At 51.5% G+C, this 25927-nt stretch carries 25 protein-coding genes; 10 read left to right on the top strand and 15 right to left on the bottom strand.

The genetic code is table 11. The features are described from left to right. Window positions 1-18 precede the first annotated feature (18 nt). The 5 genes from tilS to ABTW62_RS01130 form a co-directional block, all read right to left on the bottom strand. On the bottom strand, window positions 19-1380 hold the full coding sequence (gene tilS, locus ABTW62_RS01150; protein ID WP_430902740.1) for a tRNA lysidine(34) synthetase TilS: 1362 nt from the start codon (window positions 1378-1380) through the stop codon (window positions 19-21). Continuing rightward, entirely contained in the window at window positions 1340-2317 is a 978-nt protein-coding gene (locus tag ABTW62_RS01145; protein WP_430902739.1) for an acetyl-CoA carboxylase carboxyltransferase subunit alpha, read from the bottom strand. Before ABTW62_RS01145 ends, tilS begins: the two co-directional genes overlap by 41 nt. A gap of 175 nt (window positions 2318-2492) precedes the next feature. After that, complete coding sequence (locus ABTW62_RS01140; RefSeq protein ID WP_430902738.1) at window positions 2493-2702, bottom strand: heavy-metal-associated domain-containing protein; 210 nt, start codon at window positions 2700-2702, stop codon at window positions 2493-2495. Window positions 2703-2894: 192 nt separating this feature from the next. Continuing rightward, window positions 2895-5300, bottom strand: coding sequence for a heavy metal translocating P-type ATPase (locus ABTW62_RS01135; RefSeq protein ID WP_430902737.1), 2406 nt, complete (start codon window positions 5298-5300; stop codon window positions 2895-2897). 18 nt (window positions 5301-5318) lie between these two features. Further along, a complete protein-coding gene (locus tag ABTW62_RS01130) occupies window positions 5319-6014 on the bottom strand; it encodes a Bax inhibitor-1/YccA family protein (RefSeq protein ID WP_430902735.1) in 696 nt (231 codons plus the stop codon). Window positions 6015-6729: 715 nt separating this feature from the next. Between ABTW62_RS01130 and coxB the strand changes: the two genes are divergently transcribed. From coxB to cyoE, 8 genes are all read left to right on the top strand, one after another. Further along, on the top strand, window positions 6730-7575 hold the full coding sequence (gene coxB / locus ABTW62_RS01125) for a cytochrome c oxidase subunit II (protein WP_430902734.1): 846 nt from the start codon (window positions 6730-6732) through the stop codon (window positions 7573-7575). Window positions 7576-7617: 42 nt separating this feature from the next. Further along, window positions 7618-9195, top strand: coding sequence for a cytochrome c oxidase subunit I (gene ctaD / locus ABTW62_RS01120; protein ID WP_430902733.1), 1578 nt, complete (start codon window positions 7618-7620; stop codon window positions 9193-9195). Between the two features lie 119 nt (window positions 9196-9314). Beyond that, window positions 9315-9842 carry a cytochrome c oxidase assembly protein gene (locus ABTW62_RS01115; RefSeq protein WP_090413952.1) on the top strand — a complete coding sequence of 176 codons (528 nt, stop codon included), beginning with the start codon at window positions 9315-9317 and terminating at the stop codon, window positions 9840-9842. Between the two features lie 15 nt (window positions 9843-9857). Beyond that, window positions 9858-10091, top strand: a complete 234-nt coding sequence (locus tag ABTW62_RS01110) for a DUF2970 domain-containing protein (RefSeq protein WP_090413950.1) — start codon at window positions 9858-9860, stop codon at window positions 10089-10091. Window positions 10092-10117: 26 nt separating this feature from the next. Continuing rightward, window positions 10118-10966 carry a cytochrome c oxidase subunit 3 gene (locus ABTW62_RS01105; protein WP_430902732.1) on the top strand — a complete coding sequence of 283 codons (849 nt, stop codon included), beginning with the start codon at window positions 10118-10120 and terminating at the stop codon, window positions 10964-10966. 170 nt (window positions 10967-11136) lie between these two features. Next, window positions 11137-11787 (top strand): SURF1 family protein, encoded by a 651-nt coding sequence (locus ABTW62_RS01100; protein ID WP_430902731.1) that lies wholly within the window; start codon window positions 11137-11139, stop codon window positions 11785-11787. A gap of 202 nt (window positions 11788-11989) precedes the next feature. Further along, window positions 11990-12343 carry a hypothetical protein gene (locus tag ABTW62_RS01095; protein WP_430902730.1) on the top strand — a complete coding sequence of 118 codons (354 nt, stop codon included), beginning with the start codon at window positions 11990-11992 and terminating at the stop codon, window positions 12341-12343. A gap of 212 nt (window positions 12344-12555) precedes the next feature. Continuing rightward, window positions 12556-13458 carry a heme o synthase gene (gene cyoE, locus ABTW62_RS01090; RefSeq protein ID WP_430902729.1) on the top strand — a complete coding sequence of 301 codons (903 nt, stop codon included), beginning with the start codon at window positions 12556-12558 and terminating at the stop codon, window positions 13456-13458. Between the two features lie 214 nt (window positions 13459-13672). Here cyoE and ABTW62_RS01085 read toward each other — a convergent pair whose 3' ends face one another. After that, window positions 13673-15034, bottom strand: coding sequence for an FAD-binding oxidoreductase (locus ABTW62_RS01085; RefSeq protein ID WP_430902728.1), 1362 nt, complete (start codon window positions 15032-15034; stop codon window positions 13673-13675). 38 nt (window positions 15035-15072) lie between these two features. Continuing rightward, window positions 15073-15660 carry a BON domain-containing protein gene (locus tag ABTW62_RS01080; protein WP_430902727.1) on the bottom strand — a complete coding sequence of 196 codons (588 nt, stop codon included), beginning with the start codon at window positions 15658-15660 and terminating at the stop codon, window positions 15073-15075. 550 nt (window positions 15661-16210) lie between these two features. On the opposite strand from ABTW62_RS01080, the gene ABTW62_RS01075 reads away from it, so the two are divergent. Both ABTW62_RS01075 and argB read left to right on the top strand, forming a co-directional pair. Then, window positions 16211-16726, top strand: a complete 516-nt coding sequence (locus ABTW62_RS01075) for a chemotaxis protein CheW (protein WP_430902726.1) — start codon at window positions 16211-16213, stop codon at window positions 16724-16726. Window positions 16727-16879: 153 nt separating this feature from the next. Then, window positions 16880-17764: an acetylglutamate kinase gene (gene argB / locus ABTW62_RS01070; RefSeq protein WP_430902725.1), complete on the top strand. Its 885-nt coding sequence runs from the start codon at window positions 16880-16882 to the stop codon at window positions 17762-17764. A 59-nt stretch (window positions 17765-17823) separates the two neighbouring features. On the opposite strand, the gene glgA is transcribed toward argB, so the two are convergent. From glgA to msrA, 8 genes are all read right to left on the bottom strand, one after another. Next, window positions 17824-19317 carry a glycogen synthase GlgA gene (gene glgA, locus ABTW62_RS01065; RefSeq protein ID WP_430902724.1) on the bottom strand — a complete coding sequence of 498 codons (1494 nt, stop codon included), beginning with the start codon at window positions 19315-19317 and terminating at the stop codon, window positions 17824-17826. A gap of 38 nt (window positions 19318-19355) precedes the next feature. Then, window positions 19356-20990, bottom strand: a complete 1635-nt coding sequence (gene pgi, locus ABTW62_RS01060; protein ID WP_430902723.1) for a glucose-6-phosphate isomerase — start codon at window positions 20988-20990, stop codon at window positions 19356-19358. Between the two features lie 26 nt (window positions 20991-21016). Then, window positions 21017-22195: a beta-ketothiolase BktB gene (gene bktB / locus ABTW62_RS01055; protein WP_430902722.1), complete on the bottom strand. Its 1179-nt coding sequence runs from the start codon at window positions 22193-22195 to the stop codon at window positions 21017-21019. A 9-nt stretch (window positions 22196-22204) separates the two neighbouring features. Further along, on the bottom strand, window positions 22205-23536 hold the full coding sequence (gene hslU / locus ABTW62_RS01050) for an ATP-dependent protease ATPase subunit HslU (protein WP_430902721.1): 1332 nt from the start codon (window positions 23534-23536) through the stop codon (window positions 22205-22207). A gap of 34 nt (window positions 23537-23570) precedes the next feature. Then, entirely contained in the window at window positions 23571-24092 is a 522-nt protein-coding gene (hslV, locus tag ABTW62_RS01045) for an ATP-dependent protease subunit HslV (protein ID WP_430902720.1), read from the bottom strand. Between the two features lie 237 nt (window positions 24093-24329). Beyond that, on the bottom strand, window positions 24330-24533 hold the full coding sequence (gene rpoZ / locus ABTW62_RS01040; protein ID WP_430902719.1) for a DNA-directed RNA polymerase subunit omega: 204 nt from the start codon (window positions 24531-24533) through the stop codon (window positions 24330-24332). 187 nt (window positions 24534-24720) lie between these two features. Continuing rightward, window positions 24721-25326: a guanylate kinase gene (gene gmk / locus ABTW62_RS01035; protein WP_430902718.1), complete on the bottom strand. Its 606-nt coding sequence runs from the start codon at window positions 25324-25326 to the stop codon at window positions 24721-24723. A 68-nt stretch (window positions 25327-25394) separates the two neighbouring features. Beyond that, entirely contained in the window at window positions 25395-25865 is a 471-nt protein-coding gene (msrA, locus tag ABTW62_RS01030) for a peptide-methionine (S)-S-oxide reductase MsrA (RefSeq protein WP_430902717.1), read from the bottom strand. Window positions 25866-25927: the final 62 nt, after the last annotated feature.

Genomic DNA, 25927 nt, shown 5'->3' with positions numbered 1-25927 from the left:
ATATCAATGAATTGAAGACTATGTTGTTTGATGGGTGTGCCATGTTACCACTAATCCGGTCTGGCCCGGTTGTGCCTGGAAACTGCAGTCAACCCCGATCCCTGCTGCCCAGACAAGCTGCTCACCGCAAAAGAGGAGCGGTAGCATGCCGCGCTTCCATGGCGGAAGCGCGGCTTCTTGCAGGATTTTTTTCAGGCTGCGGCGTGGCCGTCTGCAATCGGGCTGGAAACGCTCCCCTCCTATCCTTGAACGTATTGTAACAGTCTGTTGGGCCAGTTTCCCAGGGTCGATGCCTGTGCCGCTTTGATAGGTGAATTCGAGTTTGTTGTGAGGCGGGGAGAGGTGCAACCATTGCTCGCCTTGCCAGGTGACAGGCGTGATGGGGGAGGATGCTGAATGAGCGCGCAAAAATTCGATATGTCCGCGATAGCAGCGGATTTCTAGCGTATCAACCACAATGCGCAGCCGTGTATCAGGCTGCGCGCCATATAACTGGCGAAGAATTTCCTCGAGCTTGGCTGTGCTCGGCAAGCTGACCATATGTTGTGCCAGCAGATAGCGCAATAAGTTTTTAGCGCGGGCGAGGCTGAGACTGCGTAATCCAGCCAGCTGGATTTTATCAGCGCGGACGACCGTCTGGGCATCGACTTGGGCGAGCTCATCAAGCAAATGAAAAGCTTCTCCAAGATGCTGGCTGGCCCGGGCGATCGTTTTGCGGCAGGCAGGGTAGCGTTGTTCCAGCAGCGGCAGAATGCAGTGGCGCAGAAAATTGCGATCGAAACGTGTATCGCTGTTGCTTTCATCGGTGATCCATGACAGGTTCTGCTGTCTGGCGTAATTCAGAATGGCAGAACGTGAAATGTCGAGCAGGGGGCGTAGCAGTCTGATCGAGGCGCCTGGCTTAAGCGGCCGAATGCGGGGCATGGCGCTCAGTCCTTTGACGCCCGCACCGCGCAGCAACTGGAGCAACAAGGTTTCGGCCTGATCGTCCTGATGTTGCGCGAGCGCGATGCAGTCGGCCTGGATTTGTTCAAAAGCCTGATAGCGGGCTTGTCTCGCAGCGGCTTCCAGGCTTTCTTGCGCACGTTTGCAGATTTGCAGCCGGTATATTACCAGTGGTATGCCCAGCTTGTCGCACAGGGTCTGGCAGAAGGCGCTCCATTGACCTGCATGGGGGCTGATGCCATGTTCAACATGTGCTGCTGACAGCTTCAGCCCCATGGGTGGCGAAATTTTTGCAAGCAAATCCAGCAGTACAACCGAGTCTACTCCGCCGCTCAAGGCGACAACCAGATGCTCGCCGGCCTGAACCTGTGTGCACAGGTTGCGCTGAACGTAATCAGTTATGCTGCTCGGGTGGCTGGATCTTGAATTTGCCATATCCCATCAGTCGATCGAAACGCTTTTTTAGCAACCCATCCAGTGGAGTATCCTGGAGTTTGCGCAGGGATTCCTGTAAAGCTTGTTTGACAGACTGCATGACGGCCGGATGGTCGCGGTGCGCACCGCCGATCGGTTCGGGGATGATGTTGTCGATCAACCCCATTTCCTTGAGGCGGTCGGCAGTGATGCCTAGAATTTCGGCTGCATCGGATGCCTTGTCCGCGCTTTTCCATAAAATGGAAGCGCAGCCCTCGGGCGAAATGACCGAGTAGGTCGAATACTGCAGCATCAGGCTGGTATCGCCGACGGCGATTGCCAGGGCACCGCCCGATCCGCCTTCCCCGATGATGACGCAGATAATGGGGATTTTTAACTCCGCCATCACATACAGATTCTTGCCAATGGCTTCGGATTGGCCGCGTTCTTCGGCATCGATTCCTGGGTAAGCGCCTGGTGTATCGATGAAGGTGATCAGCGGAATGGAGAATTTTTCGGCAAGCCGCATCAAGCGGAGTGCTTTGCGATATCCTTCGGGCTTGGGCATGCCGAAATTGCGGTAAATCTTTTCCTTCGTATCCCGCCCTTTCTGGTGACCGATCACCATGACCGTTTGGCCGCAGAAATGTGCCAGTCCTCCGACAATTGCTGGATCATCCGCAAAATTCCGGTCGCCATGCAGTTCTTCAAAATCGGTAAACAGATGCTGAATGTAATCGAGCGTGTAGGGGCGTTGCGGATGGCGCGCGACTTGTGAAATTTGCCAAGGTGTCAGTTTGGCGTAGACGCTTTTTGTCAGCCCCTGACTTTTTGCTTGCAAGCGCGTAATTTCTGCGGAAATATCCAGTGCGGAATTATCTTGGGCATAGCGAAGCTGTTCGATTTTTGCTTCAAACTCCTCAATACCTTTTTCAAAATCTAGAAAGACGGTTTTCATGAAAACTGATTTGATTAAAAGCGGGATGATACAGGATCTAACCCGGATTGTTCATGCCTAAAGGCTTTGCAGGGGGTGATTAATAAATTGCTGCCAATCAATGGCCAGTGCATGTAGCATGCATGCACACTGGTCATTGACGGAAGGATGCTTTGGAGGAAAAGCGGGTTGTTTATTATTCGGGAACCTCAAAGCCAGCTTCTTCTATCGCTTGCCTGAATATATTATGGCCACTGAGGGATGGTTCATGATGAATCGTGGCTTGTGCCTGGTCGAGAGAGACTTCGACGCTGGTGACGCCCGGAATTTTTTCCAATACGGACTTGATGCTGTTGACGCATCCCATGCAAGACATTCCTTTGACAGGAATCACGGATGTTGACATTTATTTTCTCCTGATGAAGGCGGGGCGACAATCGAGTGCTGGGAGGCTGTCTGAGAATAGACGGATCTACTGCGGACGAGCCTGATTGGCCGGATTTTACGATCCTTTTCGTTAAATAGAACGACTATTCGCCTCAAATGATCGAAAATTCCAACTCAACCAGCCTCGCCCTCGCTATTCTCGGACAGCCTCCTAGCTACCCGCCTGCCAGCGTTTCAGTAACAGCGAGTTGCTGACAACCGATACCGAGCTCATTGCCATGGCTGCCCCGGCGATAATGGGATTCAGCATGCCAATCGCTGCCAAGGGTATGCCCAGCGAATTATAGAAAAAAGCAAAAAACAGATTCTGGCGAATTTTACGCAGCGTTGTGCGCGACAGTGAAATGGCATCGGCGACACTCATCAGATCGTTCCGCATCAATGTGATATCGGCTGCTTCGATTGCGACATCGGAGCCGGCGCCAATGGCAAAACTGACATTGGCGGTTGCAAGTGCGGGCGCATCATTGATGCCGTCGCCAACCATACCGACAAATCGGCCGCTGGCCTTGATTTTTTCGATTTCGGCTGCTTTTGCGCCTGGCAGAACTTCGGCCTGAAAGGTTGCAATCCCAGCCTGTCTGGCAACAGCTGCAGCCGTCAATGGGTTGTCGCCGGTCAGCATCATGACTTCGATGCCCATTTGTTGCAACCGTCTGACCGCTTTGATAGAGGTGGTGCGTAAAGGATCGGCAATAGCAAAATAACCCAGTACCTGTAACGTTGCATTAATTGCATTAACCTGGGCCGCGACACCGACCACGGTTTTGCCTTCTGCCTGCAGTGCCGTGATACGGGATGAGTCAAGCGTGGCACCCTGTTCGGCCAGATATTTGGGCGAGCCCAGCAGGTAGGCTGTATCCCGGATGCTGGCGGTGATGCCGCTGCCCGTAAGCGACATGAAATCGCTGATTGCAAGTAGCTGGACGCCCCGTGCCGCAGCATGCTGCAATATAGCCTTGGCAAGCGGATGCTCCGAACCCTGCTCCAGTGATGCAGCAATTTGCAGCAAGGATTGTGTGTCGATGGATTGATCCGTGACGATATCGGTGACGACCGGCCTGCCTTCGGTGAGGGTGCCGGTTTTATCGACGACCAGCACCCGAATTTTCTCGGCCAGTTCCAGTGCTGCGGCATTCTTAACCAGCACGCCTTCTTGTGCGCCTCGTCCAGTGCCTACCATGATTGCGGTCGGTGTTGCCAGACCCAGGGCGCAAGGACAAGCAATGACGAGGACGGCCACTGCATTGATCAGGGCCATGACAAATTGACCGGTCCACCACCAGCTCACTCCCAGCGTCACGATGCTGATGGCGACCACTATTGGTACAAAAATACCGGAAATGGTATCGGCCATGCGTTGTATGGGAGCCTTGGAACCCTGCGCGCTTTCCACGAGCCGGATAATCGCAGCCAGCTGTGTGTTTGCACCGACGCCGGTGGCGCGGCATTTCAGTAGGCCTTGCTGGTTTTGCGTGGCGGCATAGACTTTTTCGCCCGCATGCTTCGTGACAGGCAGGCTCTCACCGGTCAGCATCGCTTCATTGACGCTGGACTTGCCTTCGGTCACAACGCCATCAACCGGGAGTGTTTCTCCAGGCCGAACGAGAAAAATATCGCCGGGTACTATCGAGTTGACATCAACTTCGATCATTTCTCCGTTACGTTCGATTCTGGCCGTTTTGGGTTGCAGCTTGATCAGTGACTCAATCGCGGCGGAGGTTTTCCTTTTGGCGCGAGCTTCCATTAACTTGCCAAGTAATACCAAGGTGATGATCATCGCACTGGCTTCAAAATAGATGTGCTGATCCAACTGGAAAGCGGTCACGATGGCACTGAAAAAATAGGCCATGCTTGTCCCCAATGCCACCAGCACATCCATATTCGCGCCACCGCCCCGCAGCGCGTGCCAGGCGCCGATATAAAAGCGTTTGCCCGCCCAGAACTGTATGGGCGTGGCCAGCAGCCATTGCAGCCAGCGTGGCAGAAAAACAGCATGATCACCGGTCAGCATCATGCCCATTTCCAGCATGAATGGCGATACGAGGGCCGCTGAAATCCAGAAAAGGCGCAACTCCTTGTGATAGGCCGCCAGTCGGCGAGCTTTTTCCTCGCTACGGCTGCTGTCACTGATTTCGCTGGCGCCATAACCGGTTTTGCTGACAGCCGCAATCAAATCCTCTACCCGGGTGATGGCTGGATTAAAGCTGACGCGGGCGATTTCGTTGGCGGGATTCAAGCTCGCGTTGACACCGGGAAGGCTGTTCAGCGCTTTTTCGATGCGGTCCGCACAGGCGGCGCATGTCATGCCGGTAACTTGCAATTGCACGGTTCGTGCTGCGACCTGGAAACCAGCTTTCTCAATCGATTGAATCAAATCCTCGGGATGCGCAATGCCATCGTCGAACTCAACGAGTGCTTTTTCGTTGGCGAAATTCACGGCTGCATGCACGACACCAGGTAGTTTGTTGAGATTTTTCTCAATTCGTGCGGCACATGCAGCGCAGGTCATCCCCTCAATAGGTAATTCGAGTGCTTTGAGTGTGGATGTATTCAATTTCAGTCGATCAGATGCTTAGTCTCTTTCGCCGGAAAACGCGAGCAGCAGCTGCAGCAGGCTGATAAACAGGTTGTAGATGCTCAAATAAATGCCGAGCGTGGCCATGACGTAGTTGGTTTCCCCGCCGTTTACAATGCGGCTGACATCAAACAGAATGAAACCGGAGAATATCAGGACCGCAGCAGCCGATATGGCAAGCGAGACTGCCGGTATGGCAAAGAATAAGTTGGCTAAAGATGCCAGGATTATCAGTACCAGCCCGACCAGCAAGAAGTTGCGCATGAAGCCGAAATCCTTGCGCGTGACCGTAGCGACGCCTGCCAGCGTGAAAAAAATGGCGCCCGTACCAGCGGCTGCCAGCCCAATCAATTGTGAGCCATTTTTGAAATTCAATGCGTATTGAAGCATGGGGCCGAGCCACCAGCCGGCTACAAATGTGAACAGAAACAGAAGCACAATGCCCCAGATGCTGTTGCGGGTCGCGCTGACACCGAACATCAATCCTATCATTAAGGCAAGCATGACCAGGGAACCCACAATGGGGGACTGGGCCAGAAATGCAAAATTGGTGCTTGTGCCGATGACAGCTCCGATGACGGTCGGGATCATGGTTAATGCAAGCATCAAATAGGTATTCCTCAGGACTTTATTGCGTATACCCAAATCAAGTGTTGGGGCCGCCGTAGTCGCATATTTCAAATGAGATCGCATGATGTATTGTTCCTTCTTGATTGGTTTTATAAGTATCTGGCTAGACTACCGTGGCCAGATGAAAGTTGCAATGCATTTTCTTGTATTGCTGGGTATCGGTGGTCAAGTGTGCCCGATCGGATAATAACCATGACTGAAGTATGGGATATATTTTCATTCAGTAGTTGAACTAAATCAAATTATGTAAGGGTTGTCGGGTGTAGATTAGCGGGCGAGCGGGGGTGTTGACTTGACTTGAGGAAAGCATGATCCGAAGGCTGGAATGGGTAATTACCATGGCAGGACTAGGGTAATTTTCCTATAAAAATCATGATTTTCCCTTGCTAGCTCGGTGCCGGGATGCTAGAATTCTCGACAGGGGAAAGTGTCTTGGACGCGCCCATTTTGTCGCCTGTTTTCGGCTGAATTGTTGCTCAGCCAGAGGGTGGCTAGAAAATTCGGATGTTCATCTTCAGGCCTAAAATTGGAACCGAAAGCTGAAACAGCTGTCTACGTTTTAATTTTAATACGATGCCCCAAGTGGATATTCGGCTGGAGATGCTGGAAAAAAGCTTTTACGAAGACATTCACAGAGTCATGCCTGCAACTGAGCTGCTATGGCAATGATGATAAGAAAAAAACAGTATGATTCGGCCTAGGGTCGTTGATTTAGATTTTTGGTAAGAAGTAAATTATTTTAAAGCAATGATTTAGTGATTAACGTGGGGGATTAAATATGAGCAGTAAGTTGATGGCGGTCCTGACGGGGATTATGGTCCTCGTTTTTTATTCAGGCGCGGCAGTTTCCAGTAAATATAACTTTCCTGAACCGCAATCCACCATCGCCCAGCAGATCTATGATCAGCATATTATGGCGCTGTGGATCTGTCTGGCGATTTTCGTTGTGGTCTTCGGTGTGATGGGCTATTCCATTCTCAAGCACCGCAAATCAGTTGGCCATAAGGCAGCAAACTTTCATCACAGCACAATGGTGGAAGTTATATGGACGGCAATTCCTGTCTTGATATTGATTGGAATGGCGTGGCCGGCCACCAAGACTGTGATTGCTATGAAAGATACCAGTGAATCCGATATCACTATCAAGGCTACAGGCTACCAATGGATGTGGGGCTATGATTATCTGCAGGGGGAAGGGGAAGGGATTAGCTTCTATAGCCAACTTGCAACGACCCAGGATGAAATTCGCAATCAAGCTCCTAAAGGGGAAAATTATCTGTTGGAAGTGGATAATCGGGTTGTGGTGCCGGTAGGTAAAAAAATCAGGATTCTGATGACAGCCAATGACGTGCTTCATGCTTGGTGGGTGCCTGCCCTGGGCGTTAAGCAGGATGCCATCCCGGGCTTCATTCGTGATTCATGGTTTACCGCCGATAATCCGGGTGTATATCGTGGACAATGCGCTGAACTTTGCGGTAAAGAGCACGGCTTTATGCCTATCGTAGTAGAGGTGGTCGAGCAAGAGAAATATTCGCAATGGGTTGCCGAAAAGCAAAAAGCTTCTGCAGCAATCGTCAATACCGCACTTGCTGAGACAGCTGAAGATCAGTCATCCAAGAATTAATGTATCTGGAAATTAAGCAAAGCTAGTCTAAAGGAGAAAATAATGGCAGTAATACAAGATGTGCATGGTCATTCCCATGACCACCCTACCGGCATCATGCGCTGGATCACTACGACGAACCATAAAGACATCGGTACGCTTTACTTGTGCTTCAGTCTGACCATGTTGTTCGTGGGCGGCTTTCTGGCAATGGGTATTCGGGCAGAGCTTTTCATGCCGGGCATCCAGATACTTGAACCTGAATTATTCAATTCATTCACCACGTTGCATGGCTTGATCATGGTGTTTGGCGCGATCATGCCAGCTTTCGTCGGCTTTGCTAATTGGCAAGTGCCCATGATGATCGGCGCGCCGGATATGGCCTTCGCGCGTATGAACAACTGGAGCTTCTGGCTGCTGCCGGTAGCCGGCCTGTTGCTGATTACGTCATTCTTTGTGCCTGGCGGCGCTGCTGCAGGTGGCTGGACATTCTATCCGCCGTTGTCCACGCAGGGTGGTCTGGGTGTGGATATGATGATTTTCGCAATCCATATTCTGGGGGCTTCATCCATTATGGGTGCGATCAATATCATTACTACCATTCTCAATATGCGCGCACCGGGCATGACATTGATGAAAATGCCCATGTTTGTTTGGACTTGGCTGATCACTGCTTACCTGCTCGTTCTGGTCATGCCGGTGCTGGCAGGTACCGTCACCATGTTGTTGACCGACCGTCATTTCGGTACCAGCTTTTTTAACGCTGCCGGTGGTGGGGATCCTGTTCTGTTCCAGCATATTTTCTGGTTCTTTGGGCACCCTGAAGTCTATATTATGATCTTGCCTGCCTTCGGTATCGTTTCCGAGATCATTCCTACGTTCTCACGTAAACCGCTGTTTGGATATTCATCGATGGTTTATGCAACTGCTTCCATCGCGATTCTGTCCTGCATCGTTTGGGCGCATCACATGTTTACTGCAGGGATGCCAGCAGTCGGCCAATTGTTCTTCATGTATGCCACGATGTTGATCGCCGTGCCTACCGGCGTGAAGGTATTCAACTGGACAGCCACCATGTGGAGAGGCGCAATGACTTTTGAAGTGCCGATGCTGTTTTCGATCGGTTTTATCTTCCTGTTCGTCATCGGTGGATTCAGTGGTGTCGTTTGTGCAATTGTGCCAATCGATATTCAAGTACAAGACACCTACTACGTGATCGCACATTTCCACTATGTATTGGTATCCGGTGCGCTGTTTGCCTTGTTTGCGGGTGCCTATTACTGGCTGCCGAAATGGACCGGTCGTATGTATGATGAAAAACTCGGTCAATGGCACTTCTGGCTATCGATGATTTTCTTCAACGTAACCTTCTTCGTGCAACATTTCTTGGGGCTGGCAGGCATGCCTCGCCGTATCCCTGATTATGCGCTGCAATTTGCTGATTTCAATATGATTTCAAGTATCGGTGCATTTGGTTTCGGGCTTTCTCAGTTACTCTTCGTATACATTATCGTCAAGTGTGTACGCAGTGGTGAAAAAGCGGCTGACAACCCTTGGGAAGGATCAACAACCCTGGAATGGACGCACTTACCTTCGCCCGCTCCATATCACAGCTTTGAAACACCACCTGTGATCAAATAAGCGGATACCAATATGAATGAGGACAAAGATAAAGAGTTGCGGCGTAAGAAATTACGTACTGGATTCCTACTGTTACTCATGATAGTGGTCGTTTATATCACAACACTGATATTCAAAGGATGAAACAAGACGTGACCAATACCAATACAGAATTACTGAAGAGATTATTGATTTTCAGCGTAATCATGTTTGGTTTTGGTTACGCGCTTGTGCCACTTTACGAGAAGTTTTGTGAAGTGACAGGCATCACTGAGCTGCAACGCCCGGATGCATTGAGCAAAACTGTCAAGGTGGATGAATCGAGGCTGATCAATGTGCAATTGGATGCCAACGTTCGTGGACTTCCCTGGAAGTTCAAGCCTTTGCAGTCTAGTGTTCGTATGCATCCCGGCCAGTCTGTTGAGGTGATATACGAAATCAGTAACGAATCGGACAGCGATCAGATCGGCCAGGCAATTCCAAGCTATACGCCCAGAAATCTTGAGCGCTATATGCGTAAATTCGAGTGTTTCTGTTTTACTAAACAGGAGCTCAAGGCTGGAGAAGTCAGGCAAGTGCCGGTTAAATTTGTTATTGATCCGGAAATCCCCACGGATATCAGCACAGTTACGATTTCCTACACTTTCTTTTCATTGAAGAAGGAATAATAGGGCCACTGGGCGATGCATAAATATGATGAGAAGCAATCAACGCCGGATAAGACCAAGCCGGAAAAAGCATCTGTGCTTCAGGTAGCCAAGGCAGTCTTTTTTTCCTTTATCGGTATTCGGAAACAAGGTGATTTGGAACGTGATGCGGCCAGAATAACGCCGTTACAGGCGATTATTGGTGGCCTGATTGGTGCCGCGATATTTGTTTTGTGCATTTTGCTGGTAGTTAGATTTGTAACAGGTTAAATAAAATATCAATTCAGGAGGGTTATATGAGTCAAGGAACGGGTCATTATTACGTACCGGCTCCGTCAAAATGGCCGATCGTTGGGTCATCGGCACTGTTTTTCATGGGCTTTGGCGCGGCTTTCACCATGAACAAGATCCCGCTGGGATACGGTATGCTGGCAATAGGTTTTGCCATACTGATTTACATGCTGTTTGGCTGGTTTGGGGATGTGGCACGTGAAAGTGAAAGCGGCAAATATCGTGCGCAGGAGGATAAATCCTTCCGCTGGGGAATGAGCTGGTTTATTTTCTCTGAAGTGATGTTCTTCGCCGCTTTCTTTGGCGCGCTGTTCTACATGCGAGTGCTGTCCATACCCTGGCTGGCAGATAATGAACATACATTGCTCTGGCCCGATTTCGCGGGTGGATGGCCGACGGCTGGACCGGGTTTTGAGGACAAGTTCACCCCGATGGGCGCATGGGGTATTCCCGCATTGAATACTTTCTTGCTCCTGAGCTCCGGCGTCACCATTACGCTGGCGCACTGGGCATTGAAGAAAAATGATCGCGGCGCACTCAAGTTGTGGTTGTTTGCCACCATTGCACTGGGCGTGACATTCCTGGGCTTCCAGATATACGAATACAGCCATGCTTATACTGATTTAAACCTCAGATTAACCAGCGGCGCGTATGGCTCGACCTTCTATATGCTGACCGGGTTCCATGGTTTCCATGTGACGCTGGGTACGATCATGTTGATCGTGATTTTCTTCAGATGTGCAGCCGGCCATTTCACACCCGAGAATCATTTCGGTTTTGAGGGGGTTGCCTGGTATTGGCACTTTGTAGACGTTGTCTGGTTGGGCTTGTTTATATTTGTTTATCTACTATAAGTAGATATAGTCACAATTCCCAATAGTCAGGACTCGATTCAGCTTTAGGCAGAACCGAGTCCTGCTACATAAAGCCTAATCAGAATGTGTGACGTCAATCAGGAATTAATTTGGGATATCAATTCAAACCAAGATTATCGCTGACTTTGGTCACAATATTGGCAATCATCTTGTTTGTAAAACTGGGGACATGGCAGCTATCCAGAGCTGAAGAAAAAGAGACGCAATTCGCGCTTTTGGAACAGTATGCAAAACAGCCACCTGTTTCAATTCCAGCCACGAGCGTCAAGCTGGATGATTACCTATACAGGCAGGTCGAAGTACGCGGAAGCTTCGTCGCTGAGCATACTATTTTCCTGGATAACAAATTGCATCAAGGCATTGTGGGTTATCACGTACTGACGCCGCTGCAACTTGTGAACAGTTCGATGCATGTGATGATCAACCGCGGCTGGGTAGCGGGGGGCAGCGACCGATCCATACTGCCTGAGGTTTTTACGCCGACTGAACAGGTTGTCATCACCGGTGTTGTGGATTCTCCCTGGATCAAGGCCTTGTCACTTTCGGACGAACAGGTCACAGCGAATGTGTGGCAAAACTTTGACCTGGATCTTTATCAGAGTCAGACCAGTCTTACTCTCCAACCTTTATTGTTGCTGCAACAGGACAGTGAAATTGCAGACGGACTGATGCGTCAGTGGAAAAAGCCGGATTCGGGTTCTTCCAGAAATATTGGTTACGCTTTCCAGTGGTTTTCCCTGGCTGTGGCAACGTTGATTATCTATTTGGTATTAAATGTCAAACGAAAAGGTTCTAATTAGCAGATTTAAGCTTATCCTGCTAATGCTTGTGATTTTGTCGCCAGTCGTAGCGTCTTACTTTCTGCATACATTCAAGATCCGCCCGGATAGCACGGTTAATTATGGAGAATTGATCGAGGTTAAGGCCCTTCAAGGCGCTGCCACAAATTTGTCTGATAACACTATTTTCAGAAGTCGACAATTGAGGGGGCAGTGGACCCTGTTGACTATTGATTCTGGTGAATGCGATCAACATTGTCAGAAGAAACTCTACTTGATGAGGCAAGTACGCTTGGCCCAGCATACCGAAAAGGATAGGGTCGAGCGGGTCTGGTTGATTAATGACGATATTCAGCCTGATGCCGAGATCATGCATCAATATGAAGGCACCAGATTGGTACTGGCCAAGGGGCGGACGCTGCTCGAGGAGTTTCCTGCTGTGGAGAGTCAGCTGGATCATATCTATGTGATCGATCCCATGGGTAATTTGATGATGAGATATCCCAGAGATCCTGAACCCAAAAAAATGGTCGATGACATTAAAAGGTTATTGAAACTCTCGCACATGGAACATTGAGCAAATTATGAGAGTGTGCGCGAAGGGCTAATCAGGCTCGTCCGCAGTATATCAGTCTCTCGGACAGCCTCCTAGCAGAGTTTTCTTGCTACCTGAAGTACGCTGGATAGTCAGGGGTATTAGTCAAGAGATGAAGAGAGTGATTTTTCTGAAATCATAAATTAAACATTTCTTCGTCCTGTTTTTATAATGATTCAAGTAAGGAGTGTGTGATGGCATCTTATTCTTTGTCATGGCAACAAACATCTGAGCGCGTGCAGCAATTTTACCGGCTGACCAAGCCGCGTGTCGTTTCATTGATCGTTTTTACTGCAGTCATCGGCATGCTTCTGTCCGTACCCGGTGCTGTGCCATTTGATATCCTGATTTTGGGCACCATCGGTATTTCACTGGTAGCAGGTGCTGCTGCGGCTTTGAACTGCCTGGTCGAATATAAATTTGATGCAATCATGGCGCGCACCCAGGGAAGACCCTTGCCACAAGGGAAAGTGAGTGTTCCCGAGACGTTATTCTTTTTGATCTTGGTTGGCGGATCGGGTCTGTTTATTCTCCATCAGTGGGTCAATCCGTTGACGATGTGGCTGACGCTGGGCACATTCGTCGGGTACGCGATTATTTATACACTCATACTGAAACCGCTGACTCCCCAAAATATCGTGATTGGTGGTGCATCGGGTGCTATGCCACCGGTCCTGGGATGGGCGGCCGTCACGGGAGAAATATCGGCGGATGCATTGTTGTTATTTCTTATCATTTTTGCCTGGACCCCTCCGCATTTTTGGGCGCTGGCACTGTACCGCAAATCAGACTATGCGAAGATCGGCATGCCTATGCTGCCGGTTACGCATGGTGATGCATTCACTCGCCTGCATGTATTGCTATATACAATCATATTATGTGTCGTAACGGTATTGCCTTACCTGACGCAGATGAGCGGACTGATTTATCTGATCAGTGTGTTGGTTCTCGATGCCATATTCCTGTACTACGCCATTAAGATATACCTGCATTACAGCGATCAAATTGCACGAGCTGCCTTCCGTTTTTCCATTTTGTATTTGGCACTGCTGTTCACCGCGTTGCTGGTCGATCATTACTTCTATATCTGGAATTAGGCGCTGGTTTGAGGCCGGCAGGCTGCTTGACCTCATGGCAGCAACTTGACCACTAGTACTCCGTTCCGCCAAACCGCTTACATGAAATAGCGCCTTCGCCTGTCATGCGTTGTTGCAAATCCTCGCCATAGCTACGGCTATGACTGCGGTTTGCGCCTAGCCTGGCAGGCGAATCCATCGATTTAATTTGTAAGCTAATTGACGGAACGGAGTACTAGGGAAAGAGCTTGCCCGGATTCAAAATATGGTTGGGATCAAACACCTGTTTGATCCCTTTCATCATCGCGAGCGTGGCGGCGCTGATTTCCTTCTCGATATAGGCTCTTTTCTCAGAGCCTATTCCATGCTCCCCCGAGAGCGTGCCATTCAACCTGATCACCAAATCGAAAATTTCATTGAGGCATTTCTCCGCCCGTTCGCTGTCAATATCGGGATCCACGAGTAAATTGACATGGATATTGCCGTTACCGGCGTGACCGAAATTGACATTGGCAAGTTGGTATTGCTGACTCAATTTACTTAACTCAGCCAGTAGGACCGGAATCTTGTCTACCGGTACAACGATATCCTCATTGATTTTCTTGGGTGCAATGTCGCGCAGGAGTGGAGAAAGCCGCTTCCTGGCCTGCCATAAGTCATCGAGATTTTGGGTGGCTGCTGCGTGCAGTAACCCCGGATTTCGGCAGGCAGCCAGTAATTGGGTTACCGTCTCCGCTATTTCATGTTCGCTGCCGTCAACTTCTATCATTAGCATGGCGGATGAATCGCCAGGGAGCATCTCGGGATGCTTGCTGCGGATGAGATCAAGTGAACCCGCATCCAGAAATTCCAGGGCGCTGGGCCCCTGAGATGCCTTCATGATCGCGACGATGGCCTGAGCACAACTGGCGGGATCCCGATAATGGGCTGTCAGTCCGCCTTTGGCCGCAGGCAAGGGCGTGAGTTTGAGCGTGGCTTCGGTGATTACGGCCAGCGTGCCTTCGGAACCGATTAGCAGGCGAGTGAGGTCGTACCCGACCACGCCCTTGGTGGTATAGCAGCCGGTCTGGATAATCTCTCCTGTGCCGGTAACCGCGGTCAGGCCCAGAACATGATCACGCGTCGTGCCATATTTAACCGCATGTGGGCCACCGGCGGAAGTCGCAAGATTGCCACCCACGCTTGAATAGCTGGCGCTGGAAGGATCGGGAGGCCAGAAAAAACCATGGGGTCTGGCTGCAGCCTGCACGGTTTCGTTCAGGACACCGGGTTCGACTCTCATCACTCGATTGGCCGCATCGACCGACCGGATTTGTGTCATGCGTTCCAGTGACAGGGCTATGCCGCCTTGCTCGGGAAGACTGCCACCGGCTGTGCCGGTCCCGCGTCCACGCGGGGTGACAGGGATATTGAAGCGCATGCATAACCGAATCACCTGTACCACTTCATCCGTGGTCAATGGAAAGATGACGCATTCGGGTGGAAAGATTTTTCTGCTGTTGTCGTAGGCATATGCGTAGCAATCCACCGGATCGGTAAAAACACGATCGGCCGGGATATGGTCAAGCAGTGTCTCGATAAATGCAGCAGGTAGCATGAGGGAGAAAGAACAGAATAAAGGCAGGCGATAGAAATTCAATCCAGATATTCAAAAACCTTGACCACTTTCGCCACGCTGGCGGTCGTGCTGGCAATCTGGGCTGCTGCATCCGCTTCTTCGCGCGTAACCATGCCTAGCAGGTAGACCACATTATTAGCCGTGACCACCTTAACATGATTGACTTGAAAGACACCGTTGTTGAGAAAGCGCGTCTTGACCTTCGACGTGATCAAAGCATCATTACTGCGCGAAGCCAATGAGCTTCGTTCGGCAACGCTGATTTCATTAAAAACATTCCGGACATTTTCCACGCTCATAGCCAGCTTTTCAGCTTCTTTCTTCGTGGATTCATCAACTGCTTCGCCGGTTAATAGGACATTGCGATTATAGCTTGTCACATTGGCACGTATTTTGTCACCTAGGCTTTCTTTTATTCTGCGGCTGGTTCTGAGTTCAATCCGCTCATCTTCGATAAATATACCACTACTGCGCCGATCCTCTACCATCAGCGCGCCGGTACCGGCGCCGACGCCGACCCCGGTTAGAACCATGGGCACACAGCCGGATATCAGCAGCAGTGTGAATATCCACAACGACAACAAACTAACAGAATGATTATTCATAGCTATTTAAACATACAAAAAGAATAGGGATCAAAATAAGCGTCCAGCCGAAGCATCAAGGTATTTATAATTAAAGCCGGCACGGCGCGACAAGCATACCGCATATATAGTCTACACTGGATTAACTTATCCCAAGACTGAATCCTGTTTGTTTATGACGCAGGCAAATCGGATACAATAGGCCTATTCTGTTTCCGCTAACGCCACAGTGGTGGGTGGCAAGAACAATCGATTCTAGGAGGCTGTCCGAGAATAGCGATCGTAGCGAGGGCGAGGCTGGTTGAGTTGGATTTTTCGATCATTTGAGGCGAATAGTCGTTCTATTTAACGAAAAGGATCGTAAAATTCGGCCAATCAGGCTCGTCCGCAGTAGATCAGTCTATTCTCGGACAGCATCCCAGGTGCGGCTATATCGGGCGATTGCCGCCAGCCGAACAACACATTTCGCGGTTTCAGAGCAGAGCAGTAACCATGCTGGATTGTGGCGGTCTGCTCTGCAGGCTAAAAAACAAGCGTTACCATTCGAGTCGTTGAATGCCGTACGATTCCCATGACAATTATAGATAGCGGATTTCCCGGCGCGTCGGTTGAAATTGAGCCGCCGACAGATCAGGCTGAAAGCATGTCAGCGACACTTCCAGTCCTGGGGGCCATGATCGGTGGAGAGCGCTGGCTGATTTCCTTGCGAGATCTCGGCGAGGTGTTGCCCGTCCCCAGAATTATTCCTGTCTATTTGACGCATCCGTGGTTCAGGGGGGTCATACGCGTTCGGTCCGGGTTTTATGGTTTATGTGATCTTGCGCAATATATGGGCGGGGATGCCAGTCTGGTCGGGGCGAAGACGCGCGCGCTCCTGATGGCGCCTCATTGGGGTGTGAATTGTGCCATACTGGCGGACAGTATGCTGGGCTTCAGACATTTATCGGAGTTTGCCTGCCAGTCTGACCATCAGGATGTGCGACCTTTTGTGTCGGGTGTGTATGATGATCGGCAAGGCCGAACTTGGCGCAGGTTGAACCCGTCCATTTTGTTGCGACTCGAGTCTTTCTTGCAGATTGCCAGGTAATCGGAAGGATCGCTTGCCTGATATTAACATGCTTGATATTTCACCCTAGGAGGCTGTCCGAGAATTGATCCGCCCCAGTCACGTCCTTGCTCCCAATAAGGGTTGAGACTGCATTCAGTAAAATTCATTTAACTTCTCAAGTTTTCAAGAAACATGTTATCGCCATCTACCGCCCAGGAGAAAGCCAGGATACTGGCTGAAGCATTGCCTTATATTCGTCGTTTTCACGACAAGACTATCGTCATCAAGTATGGTGGCAATGCGATGATCGAGGAAACACTCAAGCATAGCTTTGCCAGCGATGTCGTGCTGCTGAAACTGGTCGGGATGAATCCGGTCATTATTCATGGCGGCGGTCCGCAGATCGATCACATGCTGAAGCGGGTCGGTAAGGAAGGCGTGTTCATACAAGGGATGCGGGTGACGGATGCCGAAACCATGGACGTGGTCGAGATGGTGCTCGGCGGACTGGTCAACAAGGAAATTGTCAATCTGATTAACCGGCATGGCGGGCAGGCTGTTGGTCTGACCGGCAAGGACGGAATGTTTATCCGGGCGAAAAGAATGTTGATGCAGGATAAAGAAAAAGCGGGGGAATGGATTAACATCGGTCAGGTCGGTGAGATCGAGCAGATTGATCCTTCGCTGATTGCGCTGCTTGATAGCCGTGATTTCATTCCGGTGATTGCACCGATCGGTGTGGGTGAGGATGGCGAATCATATAATATCAATGCCGATATTGTGGCTGGGAAGCTTGCCGAAACACTCAATGCTGAAAAACTGATATTGCTGACCAATACGCCGGGTGTGCTGGACAAGGATGGCCGTTTGTTGACCGGCTTGACTGCCAAACGAGTGGATGAGTTGTTCGCAGACGGGACGATTTCCGGCGGGATGCTGCCCAAGATAGGTTCGGCTCTGGATGCAGTCAAGCATGGCGTCAAATCCTGTCATATCATCGATGGGCGTGTGCAACACGCACTGTTGCTGGAAATATTGACCGATGAAGGCGTCGGCACACTGATCAAGGGAGACTGAGTACAGCGGCAGCGATTTTATTCCGTTTGACCCGGGAGACAGCCGCTTTGCGCGATTACCTATTTCTGCATTAAGGACAGATAGATCGTCCGGTAAGCTGAGGCGCTGGCTTGCCAGCTAAAGTCCTTGCGCATCCCGTTTCTTTGCAGGCTTCGCCATAACCGCCGGTTGTGAAAGGCCCTGGCCGCACGCTTGATACCGGTCAGAAATGCTTCGGCCGTCATTTCATGGAAATAAAAACCGCTGGCACGATCATTCGCCAGGGTTTTGGGCGTTAGATCAACCACTGTATCGAGCAGTCCCCCTGTGGCATGTACCAGTGGCGGTGTGCCATAACGCTGGCTGTACATTTGATTCAGCCCGCATGGCTCAAAGCGGGAGGGCATTAGAAAACAGTCAGCTCCGGCCTCGATCAGATGAGACAAGGCTTCATCATGTCCGATGCGGACCGCTATCTTGGTGGGAAAGGCTTGTTCCAGGGCGATCAGCTGTTTTTCCAACACGGGATCGCCGCTTCCCAATAACACCAGTTGGGCGGGGAGCTCTGTCAGCTTGGGCGCCACCTGCAGCATGAGGTCGTATCCTTTCTGGTGGCTGAGGCGGCTGATCGCGGCAAATAAAGGAATGGCCTCGTTCTTTTCCAGTCCCATGGTCTGCTGCAGAGCAAGCTTGTTGACAGTTTTTGCCGCCAAGGTCTTGCTGGTATATTTCTTGGCGATATATGGGTCAGTGGTGGGATTCCAGACCGTGGTATCGATACCGTTGATAATGCCGCTGATATCATCCCTGCGTTCGGCCAATAACCCCTGCAAGCCAAACCCGAGTGCTTCATACTGAATCTCGCGCGCATAGCTGGGGCTGACAGTAGTGATGCGGTCTGCGTAATAGATTCCGGCCTTGATAAACGACATCGTGCCGTAGTATTCCACACCGTGCACATTGTAACTTTCAGCAGGCAGCCCCAATCGCGTCACTTCTGCAGGCGGAAAACAGCCCTGGAAGGCCAGATTATGCAGGGTGATCAGGCTTGCAGCTTTTTGCCGTGGATGAAAATGCAGATAAGCCGGCGTCAAACCACTTTGCCAATCGTTGCAGTGAGCGACATCCGGCCGCCAGTCCAGCGGGCTGGCATCGCTGGCTAGAATGGCGCCAATCCTGGAGAGCAGCCCGAAGCGCAACGCATTATCCGGCCAGTCACGACCGGTATCATCCACATAAGGCCCGCCGCGGCGCTGGTAGAGGACAGGGCAGTCGATGATATAGGCAGGCACATGGCCGGGCTCATGCACTTGTAATTTGGTAGAGAGCAGGGTGGCTGCAGGAAAATGTGGTGAAAGATCGAATGTTGCAAGCTTGCGCTTATATTTAAGCGCTGACAATACTGAAGGGTAGCCGGGCAGCAGCAGTCGCACATCCACTTTTAGATCGCGCAATGCCATCGGCAGCGCGGCGCTCACATCACCGAGGCCTCCGGTTTTACATAAAGGGAATACCTCCGGCGTAATGAATAGTACACGGGGTCTTTGACGAGAATGAGGGGAAGACACGGACATATACTATTGAACTGAAATTGATTGATAGGGGAAAAGTATTATTGTTGCAGTCTAAAAAAATTGATCAGGCCATTGGTTGATGTGTCATGCGATGTGGCGGGCTGATCGAGGGTCAGTTCAGCAAGAATCTTGCCGGCCAGCTGCTTGCCCAGTTCTACGCCCCACTGATCAAACGGATTGATATCCCAAATGACGCTTTGTACAAACACTTTGTGTTCATAGAGTGCAATCAATGCTCCCAGTGTTGCGGGATCCAGTTTTCTGAACAAAATCGAAGTGGAGGCCTGATTGCCCGGAAAGATCCGGTGCGGCAACAAGCGTTCCAAAACCTCGGGTGGTATTCCCTGATCGGTTAATTCGGATCGCACCTCTTGCTCATTCTTGCCTCGCATGAGCGCCTCGGTCTGTGCAAAGAAGTTGGCCAACAGGATGGGTTGGTGCGCCGGGAAACTATGCTGGCACAGACAAGGCGCCAGAAAGTCGGCTGTGAATGTTTGCGTCCCTTGATGCAGCAATTGATAGAAAGCATGTTGACCGTTGGTGCCCGGTTCGCCCCATACCACCACGCCTGTGCTGTAATCGACTGTTTCCCCGTTTCGGGTGACCTGCTTGCCGCAGCTTTCCATTTCCAGCTGCTGCAGATAGGCGGGAAAACGCTGCAGGGATTGATCGTAAGGCAGGATTGCATGGCTGGTCGCATGACGAAAATTGATCTGCCAGATGCCAATCAACCCCAGCAGGACAGGGAGATTATGTTCCAATGGCGCACTCAGGAAATGATGGTCCATTTCCCGCGCGCCAGTCAATAGCGCGTGGAAATTTTCCATGCCAACGGCTAGCGCAATGGGCAAACCGATCGCTGACCAGAGCGAATATCGGCCGCCGACCCAGTCCCAGAATTCAAACATATTGTCGATGGCAATGCCGAAGCGGGCTACCGCATCACTGTTGGTGGAAACTGCAACGAAATGCCGAGCGATATCCCGCTCGCTGCCGCCTCCAGCCAGGAACCATGCGCGTGCAGATTGTGCGTTGGTCAGTGTCTCCTGGGTCGTGAAAGTCTTGGAGGCGATGATGAACAGCGTTGTTGCCGGATTGAGGCCTTGTAAGGTATGGGCAAGATGCGCGCCATCGACATTGGAAACGAAATGGACCCGCAATTCGGGTGAACAATAGGGGCGCAACGCTTCCGCTACCATGGCCGGTCCCAGATCGGAGCCGCCGATTCCAATATTGATGACATCGGCAATGGGCAATCCGCTGTAGCCCTGATGGGCGCCGTTGCGAACCGCTGTGACGAACTGTTCCATGCGTTGGAGGACATGTTTGACCTCGGGCATGACGTTTACGCCATCCACATAGACGGGAGAATTGGCACGCAATGCCATGTGCAAGGCTGCACGGTTCTCAGTGGTATTGATTTTTTCACCATTGGCCATGCGCTGCATCCACTTTTCCAGGTGTTGCTGGCGCGCGAGCGCGAGCAACAAGCGAATGGTTGTCTCGTTAACCGGCTGTTTGCTGTAGTCCAGCAAAATATCCTTGAATTGCAGAGAGAATTTGTCGAAGCGCTGGGGATCTTCGGCAAATAGCGTGTGCAGTGGACGACCCGCCATGGCCTGCTGATGCGCGGCCAGGGCCAGCCATGCTGTCGATTGGGTCAGTTTAGACATGTCTTCTCGAGATGAAAAAAATGTTATTAGAGTCGCTCAAAAACTGCAGCAATGCCTTGCCCGCCACCAATACACAAAGTGACCAGGGCATAGCGTCCGCCACGGCGCCTCAGCTCAAAAATGGCCTTGATAGCCAGGATACAGCCGGTGGCACCAACCGGGTGTCCCAATGCCACCGCACCGCCATTCGGGTTGGTCTTGTCCAAATCGAAATCGAGCGCCTGCGCGACCGCGCAGGCTTGAACGGCAAAAGCTTCGTTGGATTCGATCACATCCATGTCGGCCAATTTGAGCCCGGCACGATTCAGAGCCCGTTCGACTGCAGGCACCGGACCCATACCCATGTAACGAGGGTCCACACCGGCATGCGCATAGGCGACCAGACGTGCGATAGGTTCCAGATTCTGCTGGCGCGCCCAGTTTGCTTCTGCAAGCACCAATGCAGCGGCGCCATCGTTAATGCCGGAGGCGTTGCCAGCCGTGACTGTGCCATGTTCCTGGAAAACAGGCTCCAGCCTGCCCAGGGATTCCATGCTCACGTTATCACGGGGATGCTCGTCCACCTCGAACCGCTTGATCCCTTTCCGCGCAGGCACTTCTATGGGTACGATTTGTTCGCGGAAATAACCGTTTTCGATGGCATGTATGGCGCGTCGGTGGCTTTCGAGTGCAAACTGATCCTGCTGCGCGCGGGTGATGCCCCATTTCTGGGCGATATTCTCGGCGGTCGTGCCCATGTGAACACGATCGAATGGATCCGTCAACGCACCCACCATCAGATCGACGGCAGTGCTGTCCTGCATGCGCTGCCCCCAGCGTAGCGTGGGCAGGAGATAGCCGCCTCGACTCATCGATTCCGTGCCTGTGGCCACCGACGCCTGGGTGTCACCCAGCAGGATGGCCTGGGCGGCGGAAATGATTGCCTGCAAACCGCTGCCGCAGACACGGTTCAGGGTCAGCGCCGCGATCGACTGTGGCAGGCCCGCTTCGAGTGCGGCGACTCGTCCTAGATACATGTCGCGTGCTTCGGTGGGAATGACATGACCGGCGATCAGATGACCGATGGCTGCCAGATCGATTCTGGCCCGGGCGACCGCTTCCATCACCACCCGGCTGGCAAGGGTGGCAGGTGCCAGATCTTTGAGCGCTCCGCCATAACTGCCGACGGCGGTTCTGGCGCCGCTCAGGACGACAACCTCTCGCATAATCGGGGCTTATAGCACGTAGCGAGCCAGATCCTCGCTTTGCGAGAGTTCTCCAAGACGTTGGTCGACATAAGCGGCATCGATAACCAGGGTAGTACCACTGTGCCGGGTCGCGTTGAAAGACATTTCTTCCAGCAGCTTTTCCATGACAGTATGTAATCTGCGCGCACCGATATTCTCGGTTTTCTCGTTGACCAGGGAAGCGATTTCGGCCAGGCGTTTGATCGCATCTTCTGAAAATTTCAGTTCTATGCCTTCGGTCTTGAGCAATGCCTGGTATTGTCGGATGAGGCAGGCATCGGTATTGGTGAGGATTTGCTCGAAATCCTTGGCGCTGAGACTGTCCAGTTCCACCCGGATCGGGAAGCGCCCTTGCAATTCAGGAATGAGATCGGAGGGTTTGGCCAGATGAAATGCGCCACTCGCAATGAACAGGATATGATCAGTGCGGATCATGCCGTATTTGGTGGAGATCGTGGTGCCTTCCACCAATGGGAGTAAATCCCGTTGCACGCCCTGGCGCGAGATATCGGAACCGGAAGTATCCGAGCGGCTGGTGATCTTGTCAATTTCATCAAGAAATACGATCCCGTTCTGCTCGACATTCTGGGTGGCGCGCAGCTTTAATTCCTCGTCGTTGACCAGACGGGAAGCTTCTTCCTCGGTGAGCAGTTTCTTGGCTTCCCGGATGCTGAGCCGGCGCGTTTTCTTTTTGCTCGTACCCATGTTCTGGAACATGCTCTGGATCTGGGAAGTCAACTCCTCCATGCCAGGTGGGGCGAAGATCTCCATGCTGGCTTGTGTCAATGCAACTTCAATATCGATTTCCTTGTCATCCAGATCGCCTTCGCGCAATTTTTTGCGGAACTTCTGGCGGGTTGCACTGCTTTCTTCATGCTGATCCGAGCGGAAATCAGGATCGCGCGCAGGCGGCAACAATGCGTCGAGGATTCGTTCTTCCGCCCGGTCTTCCGCCAGCGGCCGGTTCTTGCTGATCTCGCGTTCGCGCCCTTGTTTGATGGCGGATTCTACCAAATCGCGAATGATGGAATCGACATCGCGTCCGACATAACCCACTTCGGTAAATTTGGTTGCTTCGATCTTGATGAAGGGTGCATCAGCCAGTCTCGCCAGCCGTCTGGCGATTTCGGTTTTGCCGACACCAGTCGGGCCAATCATCAAAATATTTTTGGGTGTGATTTCCTGGCGTAGTGGTTCATCTACCTGCTGTCTACGCCAGCGGTTGCGGAGAGCAATGGCGACAGCACGCTTGGCTGTCTCTTGGCCGATGATATGTTTGTCCAACTCGTGGACGATTTCCTGTGGAGTCATGTGTGACATGATGAATTTTCCTGGCTGTGGGTTATTGTTGGTGTCAGTCAAGCTGCTCGATGACATGCGCCTGATTGGTGTAGATGCAAATATCCCCAGCAATGGCCAACGCCTTGGCGACGATTTCCTGAGCGCTCAAATCGGTATTTTCCAATAACGCACGGGCGGCAGCCTGCGCATAGGCACCGCCACTGCCGATTGCTGCCAGGCTTTGCTCGGGCTCAATGACATCACCGGCACCAGTGATGATCAGCGTTACTTCGTGATCGGCGACGACAAGCATGGCTTCCAGGCGGCGTAAGATACGGTCAGTGCGCCAGTCCTTGGCGAGTTCGACTGCAGACCGCATCAAATGGCCCTGATGTTTTTCCAGTTTACCTTCGAAACGTTCGAACAGGGTGAATGCATCTGCTGTACCCCCCGCGAATCCCGCCAGAATTTTTTCATGGTATAGCCTGCGTACCTTACGCGCACTGGCTTTGGCCACTACCGCGCCAAGTGTTACTTGGCCATCGCCGCCCAGCGCTACCTGTCGACCGCGCCGTGCTGATACTATCGTGGTCATAAATGTTTACCCGTTTATAGCAAAAACGAGAATTATAGCGCCGTTTTGTGAACAGCAGGTGGGACAGAGGCCGATGGCAGCCAATTGTGCTTGCCACCTGAATCTATAAATCCCGGGGAAATGAAGCCAGGCCATGTGTTGCGTGAGGACGTGACGGCTTGGCCCGATAAAATGAAAATTTGCAGCGAATGTGATGGTCTATGCGACAAGCGCTGCGGGTGCAATCAGGGAGTTCGATTAGCGGGTTGAATTGATAATTTCTGCGCCGTATTTGCCTTGTGCCAATTCGCGCAAGGCAATGACGGTCGGTTTGTCACGCTCCGCGTCGACCATCGGCGTGGAGCCGACCGAGATTTGTCGCGCCCGGGCAGTCGCTGCCAACGTCATGTTAAAGCGGTTGGGTATCATTTTCAGACAATCGTCAACAGTAATACGTGCCATAGTGAATAAACTCCAGATTGACTATCTTTCAGAAATACAAAATCAAGGGCACCTCTAAAAATCCATATTTCGTCACAATACGTCGTTGTTCACAAAAAATGTCTCCTTACACATCCATCATATGCTGCGTCAACATTTTTTGTTCTCGCCTCGTCTTGTTTAAAACGCTGAATTTTTAGAGGTGCCCTCAAGCGAATTGTGCTATCAGCTTGCGCTGACTGACAAGCTGGCGCATCGTTTTCAAGCGTTCTGCACGCACGATGCAGGCGACTTCCTGCACGGCTTGTTCCAGTCTGTGGTTAACGACCACATAATCGAATTTGTTTAAATGGCCGACTTCGTCACGTGCCGCCGATAGGCGGCGCTCGATAATTCTGTTTTCATCCAGGCCACGCTGTCTCAGGCGTTGCTCGAGAATCTCCAGTGAGGGCGGCAGAATGAAAATCGATGTCGATTGCGGATAGAGCTGGCGCACCTGCTGAGCGCCCTGGCAGTCTATTTCCAGCAATACATCCTGTCCTGCTGCCATGGTTTCCTCGATCCAGCGTCGGGATGTGCCATAAAAATTACCGTAGACTTCGGCACTTTCCAAAAATTCCCCGCCTTCGAGCATTTTCCTGAACATGGCCTGGTCGACAAATGCATAATCGCGGCCATTCACTTCATTCTCTCTGGGTGGGCGGGTCGTATAGGAAATTGACAGGCTCACCGCTACATCAGTCTGGAGAAGGCCATGGACAACACTGGTTTTACCCGCGCCGGATGGCGCACTAATCACGAATAAACAACTCATTTATTTATTATATTGGATTTTGGATCAATCATAGCAAAGAAATTCCGTATCCGCGCGCGCCTCAGCAGTCAGTCATGTTGAAGGCCGTGTTTTTCAAAATAATGCTGGTGATAATCCTCCGCTGGATAGAACTGGCTGGCGGGGAGAATTTCTGTGGCGATGGGATCCGGCCAGCGCCCGCTTTGCTGGGCTTGCGCTCGGGATCGTTGTGCTGCTGATTCCTGAGCGGCCGTGAAGAAATAAATGGCGGATCGATACTGGGAGCCGATGTCTGGGCCCTGTCTGTTGAGAGTAGTCGGGTCGTGGCAGTTCCAGAATGCTTCGAGCAATTTTTCCAGGGATACGATCATTGAATCGTATGTGACCCGTACAACTTCGGCATGTCCTGTTGTGCCGCTGCAAACAGCCCGATAGTCGGGATTGGCGGCATGTCCGCCAGCATAGCCACAGATGGCATCGGTGACGCCTGGCACGCGCCGAAACACGGCTTCCACGCCCCAAAAACAGCCTGCGCCAAATATGATGTGTTCGATCGTCATCGATCAATCCTTGCGACGTGAAGATATGTTTATAAGCGACGTGCTTTGAAGTTTCGCCGTTA

It is taken from the genome of Nitrosomonas sp. ANs5, assembly GCF_050584665.1.
Lineage (GTDB): Bacteria > Pseudomonadota > Gammaproteobacteria > Burkholderiales > Nitrosomonadaceae > Nitrosomonas.
Note: the sequence above shows the minus strand (reverse complement) of the source record. Positions and strands in the feature narration are given on the sequence as shown.

Bases quoted from the DNA above. Each gene is read 5' to 3' on its own strand.
- ABTW62_RS01075 (WP_430902726.1), top strand. From the start codon at position 16,211: ATGACAATTATAGATAGCGGATTTCCCGGCGCGTCGGTTGAAATTGAG.
- ABTW62_RS01085 (WP_430902728.1), bottom strand. From the start codon at position 15,034: ATGCTACCTGCTGCATTTATCGAGACACTGCTTGACCATATCCCGGCC.
- msrA (WP_430902717.1), bottom strand. From the start codon at position 25,865: ATGACGATCGAACACATCATATTTGGCGCAGGCTGTTTTTGGGGCGTG.
- ABTW62_RS01105 (WP_430902732.1), top strand. From the start codon at position 10,118: ATGAGTCAAGGAACGGGTCATTATTACGTACCGGCTCCGTCAAAATGG.
- pgi (WP_430902723.1), bottom strand. From the start codon at position 20,990: ATGTCTAAACTGACCCAATCGACAGCATGGCTGGCCCTGGCCGCGCAT.
- ABTW62_RS01115 (WP_090413952.1), top strand. From the start codon at position 9,315: ATGAAACAAGACGTGACCAATACCAATACAGAATTACTGAAGAGATTA.
- gmk (WP_430902718.1), bottom strand. From the start codon at position 25,326: ATGAGTTGTTTATTCGTGATTAGTGCGCCATCCGGCGCGGGTAAAACC.
- coxB (WP_430902734.1), top strand. From the start codon at position 6,730: ATGAGCAGTAAGTTGATGGCGGTCCTGACGGGGATTATGGTCCTCGTT.
- hslV (WP_430902720.1), bottom strand. From the start codon at position 24,092: ATGACCACGATAGTATCAGCACGGCGCGGTCGACAGGTAGCGCTGGGC.
- glgA (WP_430902724.1), bottom strand. From the start codon at position 19,317: ATGTCCGTGTCTTCCCCTCATTCTCGTCAAAGACCCCGTGTACTATTC.
- argB (WP_430902725.1), top strand. From the start codon at position 16,880: ATGTTATCGCCATCTACCGCCCAGGAGAAAGCCAGGATACTGGCTGAA.
- ABTW62_RS01110 (WP_090413950.1), top strand. From the start codon at position 9,858: ATGCATAAATATGATGAGAAGCAATCAACGCCGGATAAGACCAAGCCG.
- cyoE (WP_430902729.1), top strand. From the start codon at position 12,556: ATGGCATCTTATTCTTTGTCATGGCAACAAACATCTGAGCGCGTGCAG.
- ABTW62_RS01140 (WP_430902738.1), bottom strand. From the start codon at position 2,702: ATGTCAACATCCGTGATTCCTGTCAAAGGAATGTCTTGCATGGGATGC.
- bktB (WP_430902722.1), bottom strand. From the start codon at position 22,195: ATGCGAGAGGTTGTCGTCCTGAGCGGCGCCAGAACCGCCGTCGGCAGT.
- ctaD (WP_430902733.1), top strand. From the start codon at position 7,618: ATGGCAGTAATACAAGATGTGCATGGTCATTCCCATGACCACCCTACC.
- ABTW62_RS01080 (WP_430902727.1), bottom strand. From the start codon at position 15,660: ATGAATAATCATTCTGTTAGTTTGTTGTCGTTGTGGATATTCACACTG.
- ABTW62_RS01130 (WP_430902735.1), bottom strand. From the start codon at position 6,014: ATGCGATCTCATTTGAAATATGCGACTACGGCGGCCCCAACACTTGAT.
- ABTW62_RS01145 (WP_430902739.1), bottom strand. From the start codon at position 2,317: ATGAAAACCGTCTTTCTAGATTTTGAAAAAGGTATTGAGGAGTTTGAA.
- tilS (WP_430902740.1), bottom strand. From the start codon at position 1,380: ATGGCAAATTCAAGATCCAGCCACCCGAGCAGCATAACTGATTACGTT.
- rpoZ (WP_430902719.1), bottom strand. From the start codon at position 24,533: ATGGCACGTATTACTGTTGACGATTGTCTGAAAATGATACCCAACCGC.
- hslU (WP_430902721.1), bottom strand. From the start codon at position 23,536: ATGTCACACATGACTCCACAGGAAATCGTCCACGAGTTGGACAAACAT.